The sequence below is a fragment of the Treponema sp. OMZ 790 genome, from assembly GCF_024181285.1.
Lineage (GTDB): Bacteria > Spirochaetota > Spirochaetia > Treponematales > Treponemataceae > Treponema_B.
On sequence record NZ_CP051201.1, the window covers coordinates 252,775 to 273,555 of the forward strand.

Consider the following 20,781-nt stretch of genomic DNA (forward strand, 5'->3'; position numbering starts at 1 on the left):
AAGATTAAATTAGGAATGAAGAAGTAAAGTTTTTTGCTTTAACTTCTCCACTCCTAATTATTTTAGTACACCCACTTTTCTGTGGCTGTGGATTTATCGATCATGTTTCTGTACAATTCGGAACTTTGTAAAAGTTCTGAGTGTTTGCCTTCGGCTTCAATTTTACCCGCGTTCATCACGATGATTTTGTCGGCGTTTTCAACCGATTTTAAGCGGTGCGAAATGATGATGACTGTTTTATCCTTGATGAGTTTATTTAAGCTTTCTTGAATCTTCATTTCGTTTTCAACATCGAGGGACGCACTGATTTCATCTAAAATAATAATCGGGGCATTTTTTAAAAAGGCACGGGCGATTGAAAGACGCTGGCGTTCTCCGCCTGAAAGACGGCTGCCGTTTTCTCCGACAAAGGTATTCCAGCTTTCCGGAAAGGCTTCGATAAACTCTGTGCAATTTGCAAGGCGGGCTGCTTCCTTTACTTCCTCATCGCTTGCATTTTTATTTCCGACACGGATGTTTTCCATAATCGACGTATTAAATAAGCCGACATCTTGGAATACAATCGAAATTTTTTCAAAAAGGCTGTCGGTGTCGATTTCTGCAATGTTTTTTCCGTCGATAAGAATCTGCCCCTTGTTGTAATCATAGAGGCGGGAAGCTAAACGGAGTACTGTTGTTTTTCCGCAGCCGGACGGACCGACAAGAGCGGTTACCTTATTTTGTTCGGCTGTAAAAGAGATACCGTCAATTATTTTTTGACCGTCATTGTATGAAAATTCTACATCCTTAAATTCGATACCGTATTTTTGCAAGGCGGCCGGTTTGCCTTCCTGCACGGGCGTTTCACGCAGCTCATTAATTCTTTTAACGCGTGAATCGATGTACATAATCTCTGCAAGGTTTGCTTCGACGGCGGCAACCGCATCGATAATGCGGGAGGCTGCAATGACATAGCCTATAAAATAAAGAAGAGGAGCAGTTCCGGCTAAGTACATTTTTAAACCGAAAACGACTGTTATTCCGACCGAGAACTTTAAGGCCGCCATTGCGATATTAAGCGGAATGGCTTGATGGGCTTCAACCGAAAGGTGGAGTTTTTCTGCCTCATCGACATTGCAGTTTAACTTTTCTGCAACCGTATCCGCGCGTCCGTAACTTTTAATTTCTTGTTGAAGTTCAATCGCTTCCTGAAAAAATTCGGAACGTTCGCGCTGCTTGTGAAAGTCGCGTGTGGTTTCCCGAATTTGAATCTTCTTCGATAAAATGAGCAGAATAAAGCTGACAACAATAGGTACAAAGACGCAAAGCCCGAGCGCAGGATGAGCGGTTATCATCATCACTCCGATAACAGCCAAATAAATGGCCAGCCCTATCGTCTGCGGAATAGCGTGGCTTAAGGCATGTTCCAGAGCCGCAACATCAGCCATAACGGTTTGCGAAAGGTCGGAAATATCGTGCTTGTAAAAGTAAGCAAGAGGCAGAGCCTTTAAGCGGTTAGCAATTTCAACACGCAGCTCCTTACATTCCTTAAAGGTTACCGTGTACAGGGTGTTGTAATTGATGTGCAAAAGAATGCCCATCACCACGGCAAGGACTGCAATAACACCCGAATAAAAGTAAGCCGTTTTAAGAGAGCCTTCAAAGTAGCCCTGCAAAAAAAACATAATCAAAAACATCGGTAAGATATAGGCGATATTTGAAAACACCGACCATACCGAAGCCGTAACCAAATCCCGAGCTCCATGCTCGGTAACTGCAAATAATTTTTGTAATTTTTTTATCATTATTAATCTCCAATTTTAGGGGAGGGAAGACACTTTTTCGGATAAAAGTTTTCTTCACCTCGAAACTTCGTTGGTTGTACCTCCCCTATGACCCAATCCCTTTTCCACGCGCTGCCAAAGGGTGCTCCCTTTGGAAACCCCAACCAAGTTTTTAGTTTAGCTGTGGAAAAGCTTTGAGAAAGCATTGTGAGTTGAATAGCTAAGCCGTATTTCCTTGATGCTGTTCAACATCCGATTTAATAATTGCAAAGGTACATTTGTACTTTGTTTAATTTTTAATTCATAATTATGAGTTAAGTTAATGTACGTCGAGGACTGTTTTTTGTTAAGCGACAACGCAGATGCCCTCATATTTTCAAAAGCGCCATTCGTTTGCTTTAGAATACAACTTTTGCAGCTTGCAGTACTTTCCGCCTTTAGCCATAAGCTCTTTGTCGCTTCCGCGTTCTATTATGTTTCCGTCTTCGACAACCAAGACTTCATCGACATTTTTAATGGAACTTAAACGGTGTGCAATCATGATTACCGTTTTGTTTTTCATCAAATTGGAAAAAGCTTGCTGAATTTCGTATTCGTTTTCGGGATCGGCGGCGGCGGATGCTTCGTCCAAGATAATGATGTCGGCATTTTTCAAAATTGCGCGGGCGATTGCAACTCTCTGTATTTCTCCGCCGGACAAATGCACTCCTTTTGAGCCGATAAGCGTATGTTCGCGTTTTTCAAACTTCGCTAAAATATCCTCGCAGCGGGCAAGACGGAGGGCGTTCATCACTTGTTCATCGCTTGCGTTTTTGTTGCCCATTTTCACGTTTTCAAAAATACTCATCTTAAAGAGCTTGGACGCTTGGAACACAAAGGCAATATTTTTCATCAAAGCGTTTTTTGAATACGAAGCGATGTTCTTTCCGCCGATTAAAATTTCTCCCTCATTGATTTTATAAAAGCCTGAAATAAGTTTTGCGATTGTAGACTTTCCTCCGCCTGAGGAGCCGACAAGGGCGTAGGTTTTATTCGGTTCAAGTGTAAAGCTCACGTTTTTTAAAATCTTTTCTTCATTGTAGCCGAACGACACGTTTTTAAATTCAATGCCGAAGTGCTCAAACCTTTCTTCCGTGCCGTGCGTGATATTGTCTTTTTCCATTTCGGTAAAAAGATTTTCCAATTTGTCTACAACGCTTTTTGCCTGAAAGTTGTACATGCCGACATACATAACGCGCATAAAAGCTCCGAAAAGTACACCTGCAAAGCAAACATAAAACACAATCTTTGCAATGATGATATTTCCATCCGCTCCCTTATTCATATAATAAATTGCGGCAGGGATTGTAAAAGTAGTAAATAAATTGAACAGCACTTGAAACATAACATAGGGTCTTCGGCAGCTGAGCGTATACTTATATGCCAAGTCGGAGTAGTCGGTGATGGCAGTGTAAAAAGCTTTAAAAGATTCTACCGTGCTTTTAAAAATTTTTACTACCTGCATACCGCGCACGTACTCCACTGCTTCGCCGTTCATTTTTTCCAAAGCAGCCTGATATTTTTGCATAAAATGTTTATCTCCCATCATAAACATCATCTGCACTGCGCCGGTAATCGCAATAAGTAAAAGCAAAAGACCAAGCTTTACATCCACCAGAAAAATGATGACAAACATTAAAATCGGGGTAACAATAGCTGCAACATTGTCGGGAATAAGGTGGGCGACAATCATGTGAGTTTCTTGTGCATTGTCGTCAATGATTTTTCTGATTTTTCCGGAGTTGTTTACATCAAAAAAAGCGAAGGAAGCAGTCATCAAGTGTTTGATTGCTTCTTTACGCAAATTCGATTCGAGCCGAAATCCCAGCACGTGAGAAGCCCACAAGGAAGCAAAATACACAACGGAGTAGCCGAGCATCAGTGCAACAATGACAGTTGCATAAAATGAGCCGTCCGTGACGCTTTTTGTTACCAAAAGCGCATGCAAAAACTTCCATAGATACCAAAATGCTCCCATTTGGCAAGCAACGCCCAAAGCGGAGCAAACAATGGAAATATACACACAGTGCATTTTTTCGGGTGTATATTTCAACAATCTTTTGTATGTGTCCATAACAGTCTCCTATTTTTAGTAACACTGTTATTATACTCGAAATAAAAAAATAGTCAAGTATGGGTAACTTTTTAATTCAAAGATTTTCTGATATTTTGCAATTACTTAATCGAGTGTTCTTTTAAATAATTAAAAATTTCTTCGGCTTTTTCTTTTGTAAATTCGGAGTGTGAAATTACCTCGCCTTTTTCCATCAAGATTATTTCGTCTGCAACAAGGCTTAAAAATTCAAAGTCGTGGCTGATAATTAAAATGAGTGTTTCGGGTGAGCGTATAGAGTTAATTAGTTTTGCGGTTTCTTTCATGTGAAAGTAATCCATACCCGAAGTCGGTTCATCCATTATAATGATGCGTGAGTCTGAACTGACGGCAGCTCCGATTGAAACTCTTTGTTTTTGTCCTCCCGATAAACTTAAGGGATGCTTATCTTTTAGCTCCGTTAAATTCATAGCTTTTAAAATTGTTTCAATGCTTGGAGTGCCGTTTTCCGTATTTTCGGTTTTGGGGCTTTGTTCCTGTTTGATCTTTTTATTTTTTCCTAAAGCTATTTCATCTTCAACGCTTTCGGTAAAAAGCTGATAGCCGACATCCTGCAATACCATGTACGAGAGTCTGAGCCGTTGTTTTGCCGTTATCTTTTTTTCATTCAGTAAAACGGAATCTTTTTTTGCCTTGAGTAAACCTGTAAGACATTGAGCAAAAGTGCTTTTCCCTTGTCCGTTTTTTCCGGTAAGAGCTATCACCTTGCCGAATCCCATTTTTAAATTTTGCACACGGAGAAAATCATCTTTTTCTTTTTTAAAACGGTAGCATAAATTTTCTACAGTCATAAAATTTTCGGATTTTATCTGAGCGTAATTCGAATCTTCCAAACCATTAAAAACATTTTTGTCCATCGTTATGGGACGAAGTAATAGCTCTTTCCTATTTTCTTCCGAAAGAGAAATAAATTCTTGTTGGGAAAATTCTTTTTCAACCTTTCCGTCCTTTATTAAAAAAGCCCTATCTATAAGGTCTTTTAAAAAATGCAGACGGTGTTCGCTTATGATTAAAGTTTTCCCCGATTTTTTTAAAAGAGTAAGAACTTCAGTCATTTTTTCTATATAGTATAAATCCAAATTGGAAGTCGGCTCATCCAAAACAATAATATCCGTATCGGCCGCAAGAGCGGAAGCTATAGCAATCATCTGCTTTTCTCCGCCTGAGAGATTAAAAATATTTCGATCAAGAAGATGTTTGATATTTAAAAATTCCGAAATAAAGGTCAGCCTTTCATGCATATGTTTAAAAGGGGTTCCCATATTTTCAAGGAAGAAAAGAATTTCGGAAGTTGTATCCAAATTAAAAAATTGAGATTTCGGATTTTGAAAAACAGTAGAAGCTTTTTTTGAAATCTCGTAAATAGGTTTTCCCTGTATCGGTTCTCCTGAAACTTCAATAAAGCCTAAAAGTTTTCCTTCATAATAGTTTGGAATTAAACCGTTTATTGTACGCAGCACACTGGTTTTTCCGCAGCCTGAAATTCCGGTGAGCAAGATGCATTCTCCTTTTTTTACCGAAATTGAAATATCGTTTAAGGCGGATAAGTTTTTTGTGTTTTGCTGATTTGTGTTTTCTGAAGATCGATAATTAAAACAAATGTTTTGAAGATTTACTGCCGTTTTCATTATGCATGCATCCTTGTTATGGCTGCAGCGATAAACACTGCGATGATATAGATAAAAATAGAAACATCGGCTGCCGTAAAACGGGAAGTTTTATAGCGCACTTTTTTTGAAGGAGCATCTACACCCTTTGTGTGTCCTGCAGCAGCAAGTTCATCGCCGATTCTTGAAGCGGATGAAAGAAGGGGAACCATCACATATTCAAGCGTTAAAAAAGGTTTACCGATTACGTTTGCCGCATTAAGTCCGATGCCCCGCATCTTCATTGCATTTTTAATATTTCCGTATTCTTCTTTTAATGTAGGAAAAAAACGGAACATAACTGCCACGGTTATCACGATCGAGTAAGGCAGTTTTAATTTTTCGAGGGCATTCATTAAAAGCCCTACAGGGGTTGATGCGATTAGATAATTTCCCGCGACAATAGGCATCATAAAACGGCGAACCATAAAACCGACCGGCAATACGACGGTTGTAACTCCCGGTAAGTTTTTCGGTAAATAAGTGAGTGCTGCAAGAAATAAAAAAACTGCCATCAATTTTATTGCAGACTTAACTTGTCTGTTCATCAAGAATAAAAAGGCCAAAAGGGCAGCGCTTAAAATCTCTACATATATAGGAACAAGAATTGTTATGGAAGCTCCCATTGCCAAAACCAAAAATATTTTTGTCCGCGGATCAAGAACCAAGAATGCGTCTTTGTTCATCAAAATCTCCCCTAGGTTAATTCTTAATTAGGAATTAGGTTAATTTGTAATTAGTAATGCGTAATTAGGAATTGGGTTAATTCTTAATTACGCATTCATAATTCCTAATTCCCAATTATCTACACCAAGCCTGCTTTTTCAAAGTGTTTCTTTAAAACTTTTTTGCCTAAAAGTCCGCCGAGGATTCCTCCTGCAAAAGCAGTAACATAGAGTATGGGCATAATCCACCACGGGAGACTTGTTAATTCTCTTGCATATTCGGTGCTCATCATTTTTTCGGTGAGGGCAAAGTATTGATCTTTTAAAAGGAATATTTGCCAAAACGCACCGCATAGCCACAGCGACATTATAGAATATCCTATGATGCTTCCCTTTGCTGTGTTATAGCCGAGTACCTTTCTTACGATTTCTGCAAGGACTGCAACGATTAAACTGTGGATTGCAACTACAGGTGTGTGTCCCATAAGAGTCATAAGACAGCCGGGAATTGCTGCAAATATAAAAAGTCCTAAAGGTTTTTGCACCTTTGCAAGCAAAAACATTACTGCAATTCCTAAAATTAAGCTTACTGTAAAAGGGAAAGCTAAATAGGTTATAACCAAAAAACCTAAGGGCATACCGATTACAAAAAGTCCGACAAAATAAATAACGGAGAAAATACCGATATTTATAAGATCCTTTAAAGCCAACTTGTTGTTCATAAACAACCTCCTTAAAAATTGTCCGCAGGTTTTATCAAAAACCGAGGAATAATTTTTACGCACTTTCGTAATGCAATGAGAAAGTGCATATAATAATATGATGTTTTGCGCTTTTGTGCAAAACTCAAGTTGAAGCTGAAGACGCTATTTGTGTCTGAAGCTTCAACGTCCCTCCAAAAAAATTAAATGAGCAATTCCTCAGAATTGCGAATATAATTTTTACGCACTTTTGTAATGCAATGAGAAAGTGCATATAATAATATGACGTTTTGCGCTTTTGCGCAAAACTCAAGTTGAAGCTGAAGACGCTATTTGTGTCTGAAGCTTCAACGCCCCTCCAAAAAAATTAAATGAGCAATTCCTCAGAATTGCGAATATAATTTTTACGCACTTTTGTAATGCAATGAGAAAGTGCATATAATAATATGACGTTTTGCGCTTTTGCGCAAAACTCAAGTTGAAGCTGAAGACGCTATTTGTGTCTGAAGCTTCAACACCCCTCCAAAAAAATTAAATGAGCAATTCCTCAGAATTGCGAATATAATTTTTACGCACTTTCGTAATGCAATGAGAAAGTGTATATAATAATATGACGTTTTGCGCTTTTGCGCAAAACTCAAGTTGAAGCTGAAGACGCTATTTGTGTCTGAAGCTTCAACGCCCCTCCTTAAAAATTGTGAATTATGAATTAACTTGTTCCATCCAATAATATTTCCATCCGGCACAGTGGTATGTATTAAAATCCATGGCATAATCTATAGCTTCTTTTTTTGTTAAATCATGATAGAATATTTCTTTTAAATTCTCGAAGTGTGATGAAGCCATGACATGAATAAAAAATTTTACTCTTTTGGTAATTTTTACTCCGTCATATTCCAGCCAGCGTATAGTTTCTTTTTCCATTACTTTGACGGCTTCATCAAACATGTATTCATAAGAACTTCCTCTTGCACAGCACACGAGAAGTTTCATCTCATCCCGGTTTTCAAAAAAGAAGTCGATCATGTATAAAAAACGCTTGCGCGATACTTCAATGATTACCGATAAATCACTTGTCTTCATATTATATTCAATCTCTGAAGGGGGAGGATTATGCGTTAAGGATTTCATCATTGCTTCAAATACGTTTTGGATAAGAGCTTTGAAAATTCCGTTTTTATTTTTAAATAGGTTATAAATTGCCCCTGTTGTAAGACCTGCTCTATTGGCAATAGATCTGACACTGGCTCCCATAAAGCCTTTTTCAAAGAATTCTTCTTTCGCCGCGATTAGGATTTTTGCTCCCGTATTTAGCTCTTCTTTATTTGTTAAAAATTTTTCTTTCATAAATTACCGAATATATAACAGCGTATCTCATCATTTAAAAGTGACGGTACTGTCGCTACATTGACAATATTATACGAAAAATTAAAAATAGTCAACTATCGATAACTTTTTTCAATAAATTTTATAAAAATATAAGTTTTTTCTATGAGAGTATCCTTCTTGCTTAATTCTTTTATTTTGTGTAAAATTACATAAGTATATAGTTACGTAAAATAAGGAGAAATTTATGAGTCTTACAAAAGATATAGAAAGTTTGATTCCTCATCGAAAGCCTTTTTTGTTTGTGGATGAGGTTATCTCTGCCGATGAAAAGGGAAGTGTGAGCGAGCATATTTTTACTCAAGAAGAATTCTTTTTTAAGGGACACTTTCCCGAATATCCTGTAGTGCCCGGGGTCATCCTCGTAGAAACAATGGCTCAGGCCGGAGGAGCAGCCTTGAGTTTTCAAAAGATTTTTGAAGAAGGCTCTTTATTCTTTTTGGCCACAGTCGATAAGGTTAAATTCCGTTCTCAGGTTAATCCGGGCGATAAAGTTAGAATGGAAGTTACAAACTTACGCGTATCGCCCCGAATGATTAAGCAGGCGGGCAAGGCCTATGTAGGCGATACCCTTGCCGCCGAAGCCGAGTGGATGTGCCTTGTCGGCAAAGAAGCTTAATCAAGAATATTACTTGATAAATTTTACCTTATTAATTATACTTTTCGATATGGAATACGTAAAATCGATTGCAGAGTGCATCAAAGCTGTTGAAGTTATAAATTGTTTTGGAAACGATAAGTCTCTTATAAATTCTATGGAATATGATTCCCGTAAGGTTCAGCCTTGCGGCGTTGATGATAAAACGGATCTTAAAAAAGGTGCTGCCTTTTTTGCTCTTCCGGGTATTCATACTGACGGAAAAAAATTTATAAATTCTGCAATCGAAAACGGAGCCGTTTGTGTTTTTTATGAGGGGGATTTAAAAGCTGCCGATGCTGCAGATAAAACGGATGCTGCAACCATAGAGAAGGCCAAGGATGTTTGCTTTGTTCAGGTGGATGATGTGCGCAAGACCATGTCCAAGGTCTCTGCCTTTCTTTATGATGAACCTTCAAAAGCACTGGGTGTAATCGGTGTTACCGGAACCGAGGGCAAGAGCAGCACGGTTTCTTTTATCTTTCAGCTTTTAAACCTTTGCGGGAAAAAAGCCGGCTTTTTCTCTACAGTCGAATACTCCATAGACGGAAAGGTAATTCCTAATCCTGAACACCAGACAACGCCTGAATCGAACATTGTCCAGCAGCGTCTTGCCCAAATGAGAGATGCAGGATGTAGTTTTGCTGTGGTAGAGTCTTCCTCACACGGCCTTTCTCCTAGGACGGCCCGTCTTGAAGATGTGATCTTTGATGCAGGTGTTTTTATGAACGTAACTCAGGAGCACTTGGAATTCCACGGAACCATCGAACAGTACCGCTATGACAAGGCCAATCTTTTTAGAGCCTTGGATAAAAATAAGGGTAAGGGTATGCCGATATTCGGGGTAGTAAACTATGAAGACATGTCAGCTCCTTATTTTATGGAAGCAACTCAAAAAAATGTATATCCTTTCAGCACCGAGATTAAAGACCTAAAAAAGATTGAAGAGTATGAAGGTCTTTTTGCAAAGGATATTGAAGAGTCATCAAACGGAATTAAATTTACCCTTTGCGATTTTTCTTCTAAAAAAGAATACAGGAGCGAGCTAAAACTTGCAGGCATCTTTAACGTAAAAAATATTTTGGCTTCGGTCTTGGCCGTTCAAAAAATTACGGGACTCGATATCGAAGCCATAATCGAAAAACTTTCTCTTGTAAAACCCGTAAAGGGCAGGATGATGCTCATAGATGAGGGTCAGGATTTTGAAGTACTCATAGACTATGCTCACACCCCTTCTTCTTTTATGACGATTTTTCCTTCGATAAAGAGTCGTATAGAAAAATCCGGCGGAAAGGTAATAAGCCTTTTCGGTTCCGGCGGAGAGCGTGACATAAAGAAAAGACCGGAGCAGGGCAGGATAGCGGCCCTTTATTCCGACATCGTAATCCTTGCAGATGAAGACCCTCGCGGAGAAGACTCCGTTGAGCTTTTGGAGATGATAGCAGCAGGCTGTCCCGAAAAAAAACGAAACGAAGAGCTCTTTATAATCCCCGACCGCCCCTCAGCCATCAAAAAAGCCTTCAGCCTTGCAGGTAAAAACGATGCAGTTCTCCTTTTAGGGAAAGGACATGAAAACTCCATCATCTTTAAAGATAGAACCATGCCCTACGATGAAGAAACAACGGCAAGAGAATTGTTAAAAGAGATGCTGAGGAAAAAAACTAATCCTTGTACAAAAGTGCAATCTTTGCTATAATCCGGCCTATGATAGATAAACCGATTACCGATCCCGTCTTAATAGAAAAATTTAAAACCATGCACGAAGACGGAATGACGGTCTTTATGCTCGGCGAAGGTCAAATCCGCGGAGCTTTTTTTCACGGAACCCGCTTTGTAAATAAGATGAGGGTGCAGCACAACTTAGGGCTTTTGGAAAGCCTCGCCCTGGGACACGCCTCCCTTTGCGGAGCCCTCCTAATTCCCACAATGAAGGGAAGAGATAGAATCATCTTTAGATGCGATACCCAAGGCCCCCTTGTGGGCTTTAGTGTCGAAGCCTTCAGCGAGGGCTTTGTCAGGGGCTATCTTTTGGAAGACCCGATAAGGCCTGATGAATTGTTAGAAACATGGGACTTAAAGCCCCTCTTCGGCGAAGGAAAGATTTCGGTTATCCGCTTCCCCGAAGGAGCCAGGGAACCCTTGACGGGAATCATCGAGATAAAGCACAAAAACATAGCCCTTGACCTTTCCGAATATTTTTTGCAATCGGAACAGACCGTAACGGGCTTTAATACAGGCGTCCAATTCGACAAGGAAGGAAGAATCATCGGAGCGGGAGGCATGTACATTCAGGTCATGCCGGGAGCCGAAGAAGCCTTGATAGAAAAGGTAGAAATGGCCTTTGCGGCCTGCCCCTCGATAGGCCAATGGTTTGCGGAAGGCGGAGACAGGGAAGATGTCATCTTCGGCCTTTTCCGTGACTGTGAGCCGAAAGTTCTAATCGAAAGAAAGATAGACTTTTATTGCCCCTGCTCGGAAGACAATTTCCGCAATAAGCTTTTTACCCTGCCCGAAAAAGAACTTGCAGACATGTACGAAAACGGCCCCGATCAAATCGAGCTTTATTGCCATAACTGCGGCTCTGTCTATAAATATCCCAAAACCGTCTTAAAGGAAAAAATCGATGTACATTAAAAAACCCATGGAAATAGAAAATAAGAGCATGGATATAATTGAAGAGAGCATGAAGGATGTTGCTTTCACCGAAGAAGAAAAAATTATAGCCAAGAGGATGATTCACACTACGGGCGATGTCGAGTACCGCAAGATAATTGTCTTTCAAAATAATTTTATAGAAGCCGCTAAAAAAGCTCTTCAAAAGGGCATAACTATTTTTACCGATACCAAGATGGTAATGACAGGCATCAATAAGCCAGCCCTTTCAAAAACCGAAAATAAGCTTTTATGTCTGATCGATGATGAGAGGGTTTTTAAGATGTCCAAGGAAGGGGGAATTACACGATCTTCGGCGGCTGTAGACCTCGCAGTCCAAGAAGGAGCAACAGCCTTTGTGATAGGCAATGCCCCTACAGCCCTTTTCCGCCTTTTAGAGCTTTGCGAAGAAAAAAAAGTTTCCCCCGATTTTATAATAGGAGTCCCCGTGGGCTTTGTAGGTGCCGCCGAATCAAAGGAAGCCCTGCGTTCCGTCTCCCTGCCCCAAATCTCTACCGTAGGCACCAAGGGCGGAAGCAACGTCGCCGCCTCCATCATAAATGCCTTACTTTACATGATGGTCGAAAGGGAGTAAGGAAAAGCTGCATTGAACATGCTTCTAAGTGCACCAATCCTCATCGAAAACCTATTGCATGATTATTTAAATCAAGTCTTGATTTATAGAAAAAAATACTGGGGCTGTTTTAGGACAAAATTTTTAAACCGTATTTTTTATAATTTGTAATCTGATTATCAACAGACAAAAAATAGTAATCAGACTGTATTGCTTGCCAAATCATTATTCGGTCAAATGGATCTTTATGTTCTATCGGTAATTTGTAAAAGGTAATTAATTCATCATTTTGAAAAGACCTGTATTTTAAAAACTATTTTCTACTTCTTTGTAGAATTCTTCAGGTTTTATTCCGTTTAGTGATAATTTTCCAATATTAAATTTTATTGATATTTTCCATAAGCTAGCCTGGCTATAGAAAATTTCGTTGTCATCTGCTAATAGTTTATTATAAACTGATCTAGATATTTTACTTGTATCAATAAATGGCCATAATAAATAATGTGTATCTAGTAGGATTTTCATAAATTGATAAACTCTTCATCTGTAATTGCCCAATTCTCACTAAATTCAACCGTTGCTTTTCCTTCCAATGTACCTAGTTGTCTCACTTTTATTCTCTTATATTCTTCAATTGGAACAATTACCGCGATTGCTTCTTCTTTTCGGCCGAGTGTTATCCCGATTTCGTTACCTAATTCCACTTCTTTTAAAAGTGCAGAGAAATTTGTTCTTATTTTGGTTACAGGCAATGTTTTCATGTAAATATATTAACATGTATGTATAACATAGTCAAGTTGTACATATTTTAAAAATGCTATTTCCGTGTTATATACATTTCCATTAAATTTCAAACATACCTCTAAGTGCACCAATCCTTGACAGTGCATTCCTACCTCAGTCTTCCCTTTTCAATATAGACAACCTTATCGGCGGCGTTTACGGTGGATTTGCGGTGGCTTACGATTAAAACGCCCTTGTCTTTCTTTTCTTGGTAAATTGAATTTAAAATGAGGGCTTCGTTTAAGCTGTCCAAGTTTCCGGTCGGCTCGTCGAGCAGCAAAAGAGGAGCCTTGTGTAAAAAAGCCCGGGCAAGGCCGAGACGCTGTTTTTCCCCGCTTGAAAGGTTTCCGCCGAGTTCTGTAATCTTCGTATCATAGCCTTCAGGAAGGCTCATGATAAAATCGTGGATGGCGGCTTTTTTCGCGGCTTCGATAACTTCCTCTTTTGAAGCATTCCTGTTTGCAAGAAGGATGTTTTCATAAATAGATTTTTTAAAAATATAGGTTTGCTGGGTAATGTACGAAACGGCCTCTCTTAAACTCGCAGTGTTTATTTTTTTAACGTCGATGCCGTTCATCCTTACCTCTCCCGAAAGGGGATCGAAAAAGCGCATGATGAGGCGGAGCAGGGTACTCTTACCGCTTCCGCTTTTACCGCAAAGGCCGACTATCTCATCTTTTTTAACCGAGATGCTTACATCCTTTAAAACTTCCATATCGTCGTATCTAAAATTGATATTATCGGCATCAACTTTTTCGAAGCTGACGTTTTCGCCGTCTTCAACTTCATCGAGTTCAGGCTTTTCTTCAAGCAGGGAAAAAACTCTCTCTGCGGAAGCGAAGGTTTGCTGCAAGTTTACGGCCAAGCCTGAAACAGCTATTATCGGACCGTATCCTGAAAGAAGCATTAGGTTGGAAATCAAAAGGTGAGCAAAGTCTATTTTTCCGTTTACCAAGAGGAAGGCCGAAATGCCCAGCATTAAAAAATTGCAAAGGGTGAGAGCTGCCTCCGTAACAGCAAAGGTGTTCCCCTCAAAGTCCTTTAAGAGCTTAAAGGTTCCGCTTATAGCCTCCCCTTTTTTTTCTATATTTTCTTTTCTCTCCCTTATCTTGTCAAAAAAGATTATCTCCTTTATTCCGAGGAGGGAGTCCAAAAAGTAGGAATTAAGGGAGCTCATTTTTTTTCGGTATTCTACACCCGAGCCGTCATCCATCTTACCGAAAAGGATGGGAAGGAGAAAGCCTATGATTATATAAATGAGGGCAACCGTAAGAGATAAAACAATGTGTATTTTTGCAAAGATGATTAGGGCAAAAATAAAGTAGAGAACGGCAGAAGCAGCGGGGGCTATTGTGTGGGCATAAAAAACTTCGAGCAATTCTATGTCGGTGGTTATGATCGACAAGAGGCTTCCTGAATCTTTTTTTTGCAATTTAACAAAGGCGAGCCGTCTCATAGCCGTAAAAATCTTATCGCGTATCAGGGCCAAGAGGGTAAAGGCTATGTAGTGTCCCGAAAGCTGTTCGCCGTATCTGAAGATACCGCGGCTTACGGCACAGACAATGAGGCCGATGATTACAAAGTTCAAGGAAAGATAGGTATTAAAAACCTTTAAGCCCAAAAGAGAAACGATGCCGGCTCCGCCCAAAACCGGAATGGCCGCTGCAATGATAAAGCCCAAGACCCTCAAGATAACCGTTATAGTCATAACGCCTGTAAGAGGTCTTACAAATACTATCAATTTTTTTATAAGTTCGCTTTTTTTCATTTTACACCCAGCCTTATTTTTTCAAGATCTTTTTGCTGTAAATACATCCTTGCATAGATGCCGTTTTTTTCAAGGAGGCTTGAATTAGTTCCATCTTCTTTTATCTCGCCCTTTTCAAATACATAGATATGGTCTGCATTTTCAATATTTGCAAGCCTGTGCGAAATAAAGATGATTATTTTTGTTTTGCTTAATTCGTAGAGGGTGCTTAAAATAAGCTCTTCGCTTTCGACATCGATATTGCTTACAGCCTCGTCAAAGATATAAATGTCTGCATCGTGAAGAAGTGCCCGTGCAAGGGCAAAACGCTGAACCTGTCCGCCCGATAAATTCTTTCCTCCGGATTCAATATAAAAATCCAAGCCTGAGTTTCCTTCTTCTTTTGAAGAACTGCGGCTTAAAACAAACTCGTCTAATAGAACCTTTTTTAATACGCTCATCAATTCTTCATCGCTTGCAGAGGGTTTGGCTATTAAAAGGTTTTCTCTCACCGAAGCTCCGAACAAAAAGCTCTCGGTCGAAACAAGGTTCATGTACCTAGCTCTAAATTCGTCGGGAAGTTTTTTTGCTTCTATTCCCGACAGGAGAATTTCTCCCGAATAGTTTTTTTGTAAGCCCATGAGAAGAGAGGCGGCCGTCGATTTACCCGATCCGCTTTCACCTGCTATGCCGTAAAAGCCCGGCTTTAAAAACTTCATCGATGCATTTTTTACTGCCTGCTTCGATTCGGTATAATTAAAGTTTAAATTTTTTACCTCAAGTGTAAGCTTCGATTCTTCAATTTTTTTTGCCGCTGCCTCAAGTTCGGCTCCGCTTAATATCGAAGCCGAGTCGCTTTTTACATCCATCAATTCAAAGAGGCGGTTTGCGGCGGTTATTCCGTTCATCGCTATATGGAAAAAAGAGCCCAAGGCCCGCAAGGGCAAAAAGAATTCCGCGCAGAGCAAAATAAAAAGAAGAGCGCCCTCTATCGAAAGATTTCCTGACCTTAGCTGATAGAGGCTGACGATGGTGCCGAGAGCTGTTCCGCCGTAAGCCACAGTGTCCATCACAAAGATGGAGTTAAGCTGCATGGTCAAAACCCTCATGGTTACCCGCCTAAAATTTTCCGCCTCGGCATTCAGCTCCTTGTGTTGAGCCTCATCATCCGAATAGGCCTTTAAAGTGATAAGGCCTCGGAGGTTATCCAAAAAAGAATCTCCAAGCCCCGTATAAATTGAAAGGTATTTTTTTAAAATGCGCTTTGCAACCTTTTGAATGGCAACAATCGAAAGAGGAATCAGGGGCACACAGATAAAAAGCACAAGGGCAGCAAAAAAATTTATCGGTGCAAGGATTATAAAAAGAGTTACCGGAGCCGCCATACTGAAAAAGAACTGAGGCAGGTAGGCCCCGAAATAAGAATCCAGCTGCTCTATTCCGTCCGAGCCTATTTGAGTAACCTCTGCCATGCTGATATATTGGGAATAATTTAGCTTTAACGAAATAAATTTATCGTAGAGCATTGAGCGCAAGGTCCGCTTAACCTCGGTTCCTGCCCTGTATGAAAAGTATGAGCGCTTACGGACGGCAATAACCCGTATTACCAAGGCAGAGGCAGCTACGGCCGCCAAAACAAAAAGCGTTTTTTTATCAAGCGAAGAATTATATAGACCGAAAATAAGGCGCACCGTTACAAACGTAATAACCACATTGCACAATAGAGAAATCCATGAAGAAAGGGCCGAAAGCAAGATCCACTTTTTACTTTTCGGCACAGACCTTGTCAGGCGTTTATGAATCATAACTAACCTCTTAAAAAGATATTAATAGCCTCTAAAAACTTCAGTTTTTAGAGGGTTTCCTTAAACTTAATTGCGATGTTTTTTATAAGTCATTAATAATTCAAGACTTATAAAAAACTCGTCGGGCATCTGTAAAAATTTAACAAAATTTTTACAGATGCCCTGTATTTTATAGGAAACAAATAAAAATAGCAATAGGCTAACTTTTAGGCTGTTGTTATTAGAAATTACAAAATATTTTTTAAAATTTTACTCATAAATCTTCTTTTTCCATATAAATATAATAGGAGGCACAAATGAAAAATGATGCAAGTTTCAAAATTACCCTACGAAATGACTATGCTTTTAAGCGTATCTTCGGTACTGAGGAGAATAAAGATATTTTGCAGGACTTACTGGAATGTATACTCGACATTCTGCCTGAAAATATCGCAGAATTAGAACTGTTAGATAAGGAGTTTCATAAAGAAATTTTGACTGAAAAGCTAGGTATCTTGGATATAAAGTTAAGACTAAAAGACGGAACAATTATCAATATTGAGATACAAAATCGGTGGAGAGGTGATTTTCCTGAAAGAAGTGTGTATTATTGGTCGAAGATGTATACCGAAGGCATAAAACAAGGTCAAGACTATACAAATCTACCAAAATGTATTACAATAAACTTAATAGGAGAAGGCTTTAATAAAAATAAGCGTTTGCACAATAAATATCTTATTTTGGAAAAAGATACAAAAGAGCCTTTGCTTTCAAAATTTGAGATTCATATTATAAATCTTGAAAAAGCAAAGCTTTTAAAAGAATCAAATTATATGAATGTAAAAACAAAACGCTTATTAAGCTGGCTGAAATTTATTGAAACGGATGATGGGGAGGTAAGAAAGATGTTGGCGCAAAATTCCGAAATGATGAAAAAGGCAAATGCAGTTATTAAAGTAATGGAAATGAGTCCTAGGGATAAATGGCTGTACGAATCACGCATGAAATATGAACACGATATGGCATCAGAAAAACGCGAGGGCTACACAGAAGGAGTATACCAAACAAAACTCGAAACAGCAAAAAATTTGCTTGATCTGGGTGTAACACAAGAAGTCATTATTCAAGCCACAGGTCTAAGCCAAGGTGAAATAAACAATCTTTAATAACTACAGTCTTGCAATCTTTAAAAAAAAGAAGTAAAATGCTCTTCCTATGGTAAAAATAAATTCTCTTAAATTTAAATATCCGAACTCGAAAAAAGAAGTTTTAAAAAATATAAATTTAGAAGTTAAGCAGGGCGATTATATTTCGATTGTGGGAGAAAACGGCTGCGGAAAAAGTACACTCCTAAAACTTATCTTAAAACTGCTTAAAATACAAAATGGCGAAATTATTATCAATGCAAAAAGAATAGGCTACCTTCCGCAAAAAAAAGAAAACCTAAGCGACTTCCCGATTACTCTTTTTGAACTTTTAAATTCTTATAGAAAAATATTAAAGATAAGAGAAAAGGATTGCGTTCTAAAAGCCTTGGAAAGGGTGAACTTAAGCGAATACAAAACCGGCCTTGTAGGAGAGCTTTCAGGCGGGCAGATTCAAAAACTCTACATAGCACGAGCCCTTATCGGGGATCCTGATCTTTTAATCTTGGATGAGCCTTCTACCGGAATCGATGTTCAGGGGCAAAAAGAAATCTATTCTTTTGTAAAAGATTTAAACACTCAAAAAGGACTTACCGTCATTTCGGTTGACCATAACTTGGATGCCGCCGTTTTTAATTCTACCAAAATATTTCATATAAAAAACGGGGAAGGCCACTTGTGCAATCCTAAACAGTACAGCTCAGAATTCTTTGACCCGAGCTTTGTTCAATTCAAACCCAGGGTGAATCAATAAGAGAAAAGTTTTTATAGGAGGTTAAGAAGATGCTTCAATACGGTTTTATGCAAAATGCTTTTATTGTTTCTTTTTTTATAGGAATCCTCTGCCCTGCAATAGGCTTATTTTTAGTCCTCAGAAGGTACTCCCTCATAGGCGATACCCTTTCCCACAGCTCTCTTGCAGGCGTTACCCTCGCCCTTGCCTCAGGAATAAACCCGATACTTGGAGCCTTTATTTTTACGACAGCTGCCGGAGCCTTAATAGAAGCCCTTAGAAACGCTTTTAAAGAATATCAAGATTTAATCCTTTCGATAGTTTTGTCCTTGAGCGTTGGAATCGCTATTACCCTCATAAGCTCAGGAGCCGTCAGGGCAAATGCCGAAACCTACTTATTCGGAAGCGTACTAACCGTTTCATCCTCGGACTTGGTTACGGTCATAGCTTTAAGCATCCTATCCTTGATTACCCTAGGCCTCATGTATCACAAGATGGTCTACATAGCCCTTGATGAAGATATTGCAAAAATAATGGGAGTTAAGGTAAGGCTCATCAATTACTTATTTTCAGCCCTTACTGCGGCAACTATAGCCGTTTCATTAAAAATCGTAGGCATGCTGGTATTAAGCTCAATGATAGCTCTCCCAGTCGCGACAGCCCTTCAACTAAAAATGAGCTTTAAAAAGACCTTGATTTTTTCTATTTTTATAAGCGTGGCCGATATCATGCTCGGCTTGGTTTTGTCCTATCACCTGAACGTCGCCCCGGGAGGCTTTACGGCCCTGGTTTCGGTCATTGTCTTAATCATAACAATAGGGATAAATTTCTTTTTGAAACATGTTAGAAAACCGGACGTGGTTAATACTTTATAAGCATGTAGTAAAAGAATACAAAAGTATTGTTTTTTCATAGCTTTTATGTTATATTTGTAATAAGGAGTAAATATGAAAACAGCAGTTTTACAGACGCGTTTAGACACGGCTCTAAAGAAAGATGCAGATGCTTTTTTTGAATCCATAGGAATGGATACGACTACTGCAATACGTATATTTTTAAAACAAACCTTAATACAACGTAAAATTCCATTTGAAATTGTTCAAGATAGTTCTTTTTATTCAGAAAAAAACATAAGAGCTTTGGAAAATTCCAAAACTCAAATGGAAAATGGACAACACTCAATAAGAGAGCTGGTTGAGGTATAGAATTGCACAAAGATTTTTCTGATGATGCATGGGCAGACTACACCTATTGGATAATGCAGGATAAAAAGACTCTTAAGAAAATCAATAAACTAATTGCAGATATTGAACGAAACGGTCACGACGGTATAGGTCATCCGGAACCCTTAAAAGGAAATCTTAGCGATTATTGGTCTCGTTCAAATAGATGAAAAACACCGTCTTGTTTATAAAATTGAAGATGGAATGATAAAGATTATTCAGTGCAAAAATCATTATAACGATAAATGATATTTTAAAATTTTCGGTAAGGGGAACGCACCGGTTTAGAGGCATCCCGGATAGTCCAATCTTCAATAGCATCATCAGAAAGGCGGGGCATAAAGCGTTTTTCTTTTACGGTTTTCATCGAAGATCCGGCTCCGACAGATTTGTTCCACCAGTCATATAGGTGTACATTTGTTTTTACTCCTAAAAAGTCATGAGTTTTTTCGAGGGAAACAAAGCCTATAGGATCATATTCGTAAAACTTTAACTTTGAACCGGCTGTGTTCGGGTGGGTCTCATAGGGAAGCCAGTTTTGCGGAATGTAGTTGTTTCCGATTATTTTTTTATAGTTGCCGGGCATCCCATAGGTGTAAAGGAGTTTGGTGTGAGTATCCAAGGCACACATCAAATTGTTGAGGTAATTTTCAAAAAAACCGCCTTTATCTGCATAAGCCGTAAATTTAAAAAAGATAAACCTCTCCAGCATTTTAGCCTCTGCAGGATCATCATAAACGGGTAAATCAAAGGGATGCACTCCTTCTATCTTGTAATAGACAACATCGTTTATTTTATTTGTTATGTTAAAAAATACGGAAGAGCCGGGCACTTCGCTTTCATGGTACTTATATGTTTTCTTTTCCTTGCCCCAGCCTTCATGCGGAGCACAAACTTCCCATTTAAAATCGGAGATAAAAAGAATCTCCACCGCAGGAGCAGAACCTTTTGAAGGAGAGGTAATCTTAGACATGTGTATAAAACAATCACCAAGCATTGCTTTCTTGTAGATACAGTCGGGATTATCGGGATCAAGTTTTAGTTTATCTTCTTTTATTGAATCCTCTGCAGTTAAAAAAACTGCCGAAAAAAAGAACGATAATACTAATACGCAAAAAATTAAAAAGAGTTTTTTCATAAAAATAGTCTACTAAAAAAAGCCGAAGGTTTAAAAAGAGCCTTCGGCTTTT

At 38.9% G+C, this 20,781-nt stretch carries 18 protein-coding genes and 1 pseudogene; 9 read left to right on the forward strand and 10 right to left on the reverse strand.

Going from position 1 to position 20,781, the window contains the following annotated elements; genetic code table 11:
• Positions 1-62 precede the first annotated feature (62 nt).
• The 6 genes from E4O01_RS01210 to E4O01_RS01235 all read right to left on the reverse strand — a co-directional run bounded on the left by E4O01_RS01210 (position 63) and on the right by E4O01_RS01235 (position 8,274).
• On the reverse strand, positions 63-1,784 hold the full coding sequence (locus E4O01_RS01210; protein WP_253693459.1) for an ABC transporter ATP-binding protein: 1,722 nt from the start codon (positions 1,782-1,784) through the stop codon (positions 63-65).
• A gap of 355 nt (positions 1,785-2,139) precedes the next feature.
• Positions 2,140-3,876, reverse strand: coding sequence for an ABC transporter ATP-binding protein (locus E4O01_RS01215; RefSeq protein WP_253693462.1), 1,737 nt, complete (start codon positions 3,874-3,876; stop codon positions 2,140-2,142).
• Between the two features lie 101 nt (positions 3,877-3,977).
• Positions 3,978-5,543, reverse strand: a complete 1,566-nt coding sequence (locus tag E4O01_RS01220; protein WP_253693465.1) for an ABC transporter ATP-binding protein — start codon at positions 5,541-5,543, stop codon at positions 3,978-3,980.
• Positions 5,543-6,247, reverse strand: coding sequence for an energy-coupling factor transporter transmembrane component T (locus E4O01_RS01225; protein WP_253693468.1), 705 nt, complete (start codon positions 6,245-6,247; stop codon positions 5,543-5,545). Before E4O01_RS01225 ends, E4O01_RS01220 begins: the two co-directional genes overlap by 1 nt.
• Before the next feature lie 119 nt (positions 6,248-6,366).
• Entirely contained in the window at positions 6,367-6,948 is a 582-nt protein-coding gene (locus E4O01_RS01230) for an MptD family putative ECF transporter S component (protein ID WP_253693471.1), read from the reverse strand.
• A gap of 681 nt (positions 6,949-7,629) precedes the next feature.
• Positions 7,630-8,274 (reverse strand): TetR/AcrR family transcriptional regulator, encoded by a 645-nt coding sequence (locus E4O01_RS01235; RefSeq protein WP_253693474.1) that lies wholly within the window; start codon positions 8,272-8,274, stop codon positions 7,630-7,632.
• Positions 8,275-8,500: 226 nt separating this feature from the next.
• On the opposite strand from E4O01_RS01235, the gene fabZ reads away from it, so the two are divergent.
• Genes fabZ through E4O01_RS01255 form a run of 4 tightly spaced genes read left to right on the forward strand, consistent with a single transcriptional unit; the run spans position 8,501 to position 12,197 of the window.
• On the forward strand, positions 8,501-8,932 hold the full coding sequence (gene fabZ / locus E4O01_RS01240) for a 3-hydroxyacyl-ACP dehydratase FabZ (protein WP_253693477.1): 432 nt from the start codon (positions 8,501-8,503) through the stop codon (positions 8,930-8,932).
• Between the two features lie 49 nt (positions 8,933-8,981).
• Entirely contained in the window at positions 8,982-10,646 is a 1,665-nt protein-coding gene (locus E4O01_RS01245) for a UDP-N-acetylmuramoyl-L-alanyl-D-glutamate--2,6-diaminopimelate ligase (protein WP_253695148.1), read from the forward strand.
• An 8-nt stretch (positions 10,647-10,654) separates the two neighbouring features.
• The gene (locus E4O01_RS01250; protein ID WP_253693480.1) at positions 10,655-11,584 is read left to right on the forward strand and encodes an Hsp33 family molecular chaperone HslO; all 930 of its coding nucleotides are present in this window, start codon (positions 10,655-10,657) and stop codon (positions 11,582-11,584) included.
• The gene (locus E4O01_RS01255; RefSeq protein WP_253693482.1) at positions 11,574-12,197 is read left to right on the forward strand and encodes a precorrin-8X methylmutase; all 624 of its coding nucleotides are present in this window, start codon (positions 11,574-11,576) and stop codon (positions 12,195-12,197) included. Before E4O01_RS01250 ends, E4O01_RS01255 begins: the two co-directional genes overlap by 11 nt.
• A 500-nt stretch (positions 12,198-12,697) precedes the next feature.
• Here the strand turns inward: E4O01_RS01255 and E4O01_RS01260 are convergent, their stop codons facing one another.
• The 3 genes from E4O01_RS01260 to E4O01_RS01270 all read right to left on the reverse strand — a co-directional run bounded on the left by E4O01_RS01260 (position 12,698) and on the right by E4O01_RS01270 (position 16,511).
• Positions 12,698-12,937, reverse strand: coding sequence for a type II toxin-antitoxin system Phd/YefM family antitoxin (locus E4O01_RS01260; protein ID WP_253693484.1), 240 nt, complete (start codon positions 12,935-12,937; stop codon positions 12,698-12,700).
• A 131-nt stretch (positions 12,938-13,068) separates the two neighbouring features.
• On the reverse strand, positions 13,069-14,727 hold the full coding sequence (locus E4O01_RS01265) for an ABC transporter ATP-binding protein (protein ID WP_253693487.1): 1,659 nt from the start codon (positions 14,725-14,727) through the stop codon (positions 13,069-13,071).
• Positions 14,724-16,511: an ABC transporter ATP-binding protein/permease gene (locus tag E4O01_RS01270; protein ID WP_253693490.1), complete on the reverse strand. Its 1,788-nt coding sequence runs from the start codon at positions 16,509-16,511 to the stop codon at positions 14,724-14,726. The genes E4O01_RS01265 and E4O01_RS01270 overlap by 4 nt, the downstream gene beginning before the upstream one ends.
• A 296-nt stretch (positions 16,512-16,807) precedes the next feature.
• On the opposite strand from E4O01_RS01270, the gene E4O01_RS01275 reads away from it, so the two are divergent.
• From E4O01_RS01275 to E4O01_RS01295, 5 genes and pseudogenes are all read left to right on the forward strand, one after another.
• A complete protein-coding gene (locus E4O01_RS01275; protein ID WP_253693493.1) occupies positions 16,808-17,656 on the forward strand; it encodes an Rpn family recombination-promoting nuclease/putative transposase in 849 nt (282 codons plus the stop codon).
• Positions 17,657-17,705: 49 nt separating this feature from the next.
• On the forward strand, positions 17,706-18,389 hold the full coding sequence (locus E4O01_RS01280; protein ID WP_253693495.1) for a metal ABC transporter ATP-binding protein: 684 nt from the start codon (positions 17,706-17,708) through the stop codon (positions 18,387-18,389).
• A gap of 29 nt (positions 18,390-18,418) precedes the next feature.
• Positions 18,419-19,243 carry a metal ABC transporter permease gene (locus E4O01_RS01285; protein ID WP_253693498.1) on the forward strand — a complete coding sequence of 275 codons (825 nt, stop codon included), beginning with the start codon at positions 18,419-18,421 and terminating at the stop codon, positions 19,241-19,243.
• Positions 19,244-19,315: 72 nt separating this feature from the next.
• On the forward strand, positions 19,316-19,573 hold the full coding sequence (locus E4O01_RS01290; protein WP_253678135.1) for a type II toxin-antitoxin system RelB/DinJ family antitoxin: 258 nt from the start codon (positions 19,316-19,318) through the stop codon (positions 19,571-19,573).
• Between the two features lie 2 nt (positions 19,574-19,575).
• A pseudogene (locus E4O01_RS01295) lies at positions 19,576-19,840 on the forward strand (Txe/YoeB family addiction module toxin).
• 4 nt (positions 19,841-19,844) lie between these two features.
• Here the strand turns inward: E4O01_RS01295 and E4O01_RS01300 are convergent.
• A complete protein-coding gene (locus E4O01_RS01300) occupies positions 19,845-20,729 on the reverse strand; it encodes a hypothetical protein (RefSeq protein WP_253693501.1) in 885 nt (294 codons plus the stop codon).
• Positions 20,730-20,781: the final 52 nt, after the last annotated feature.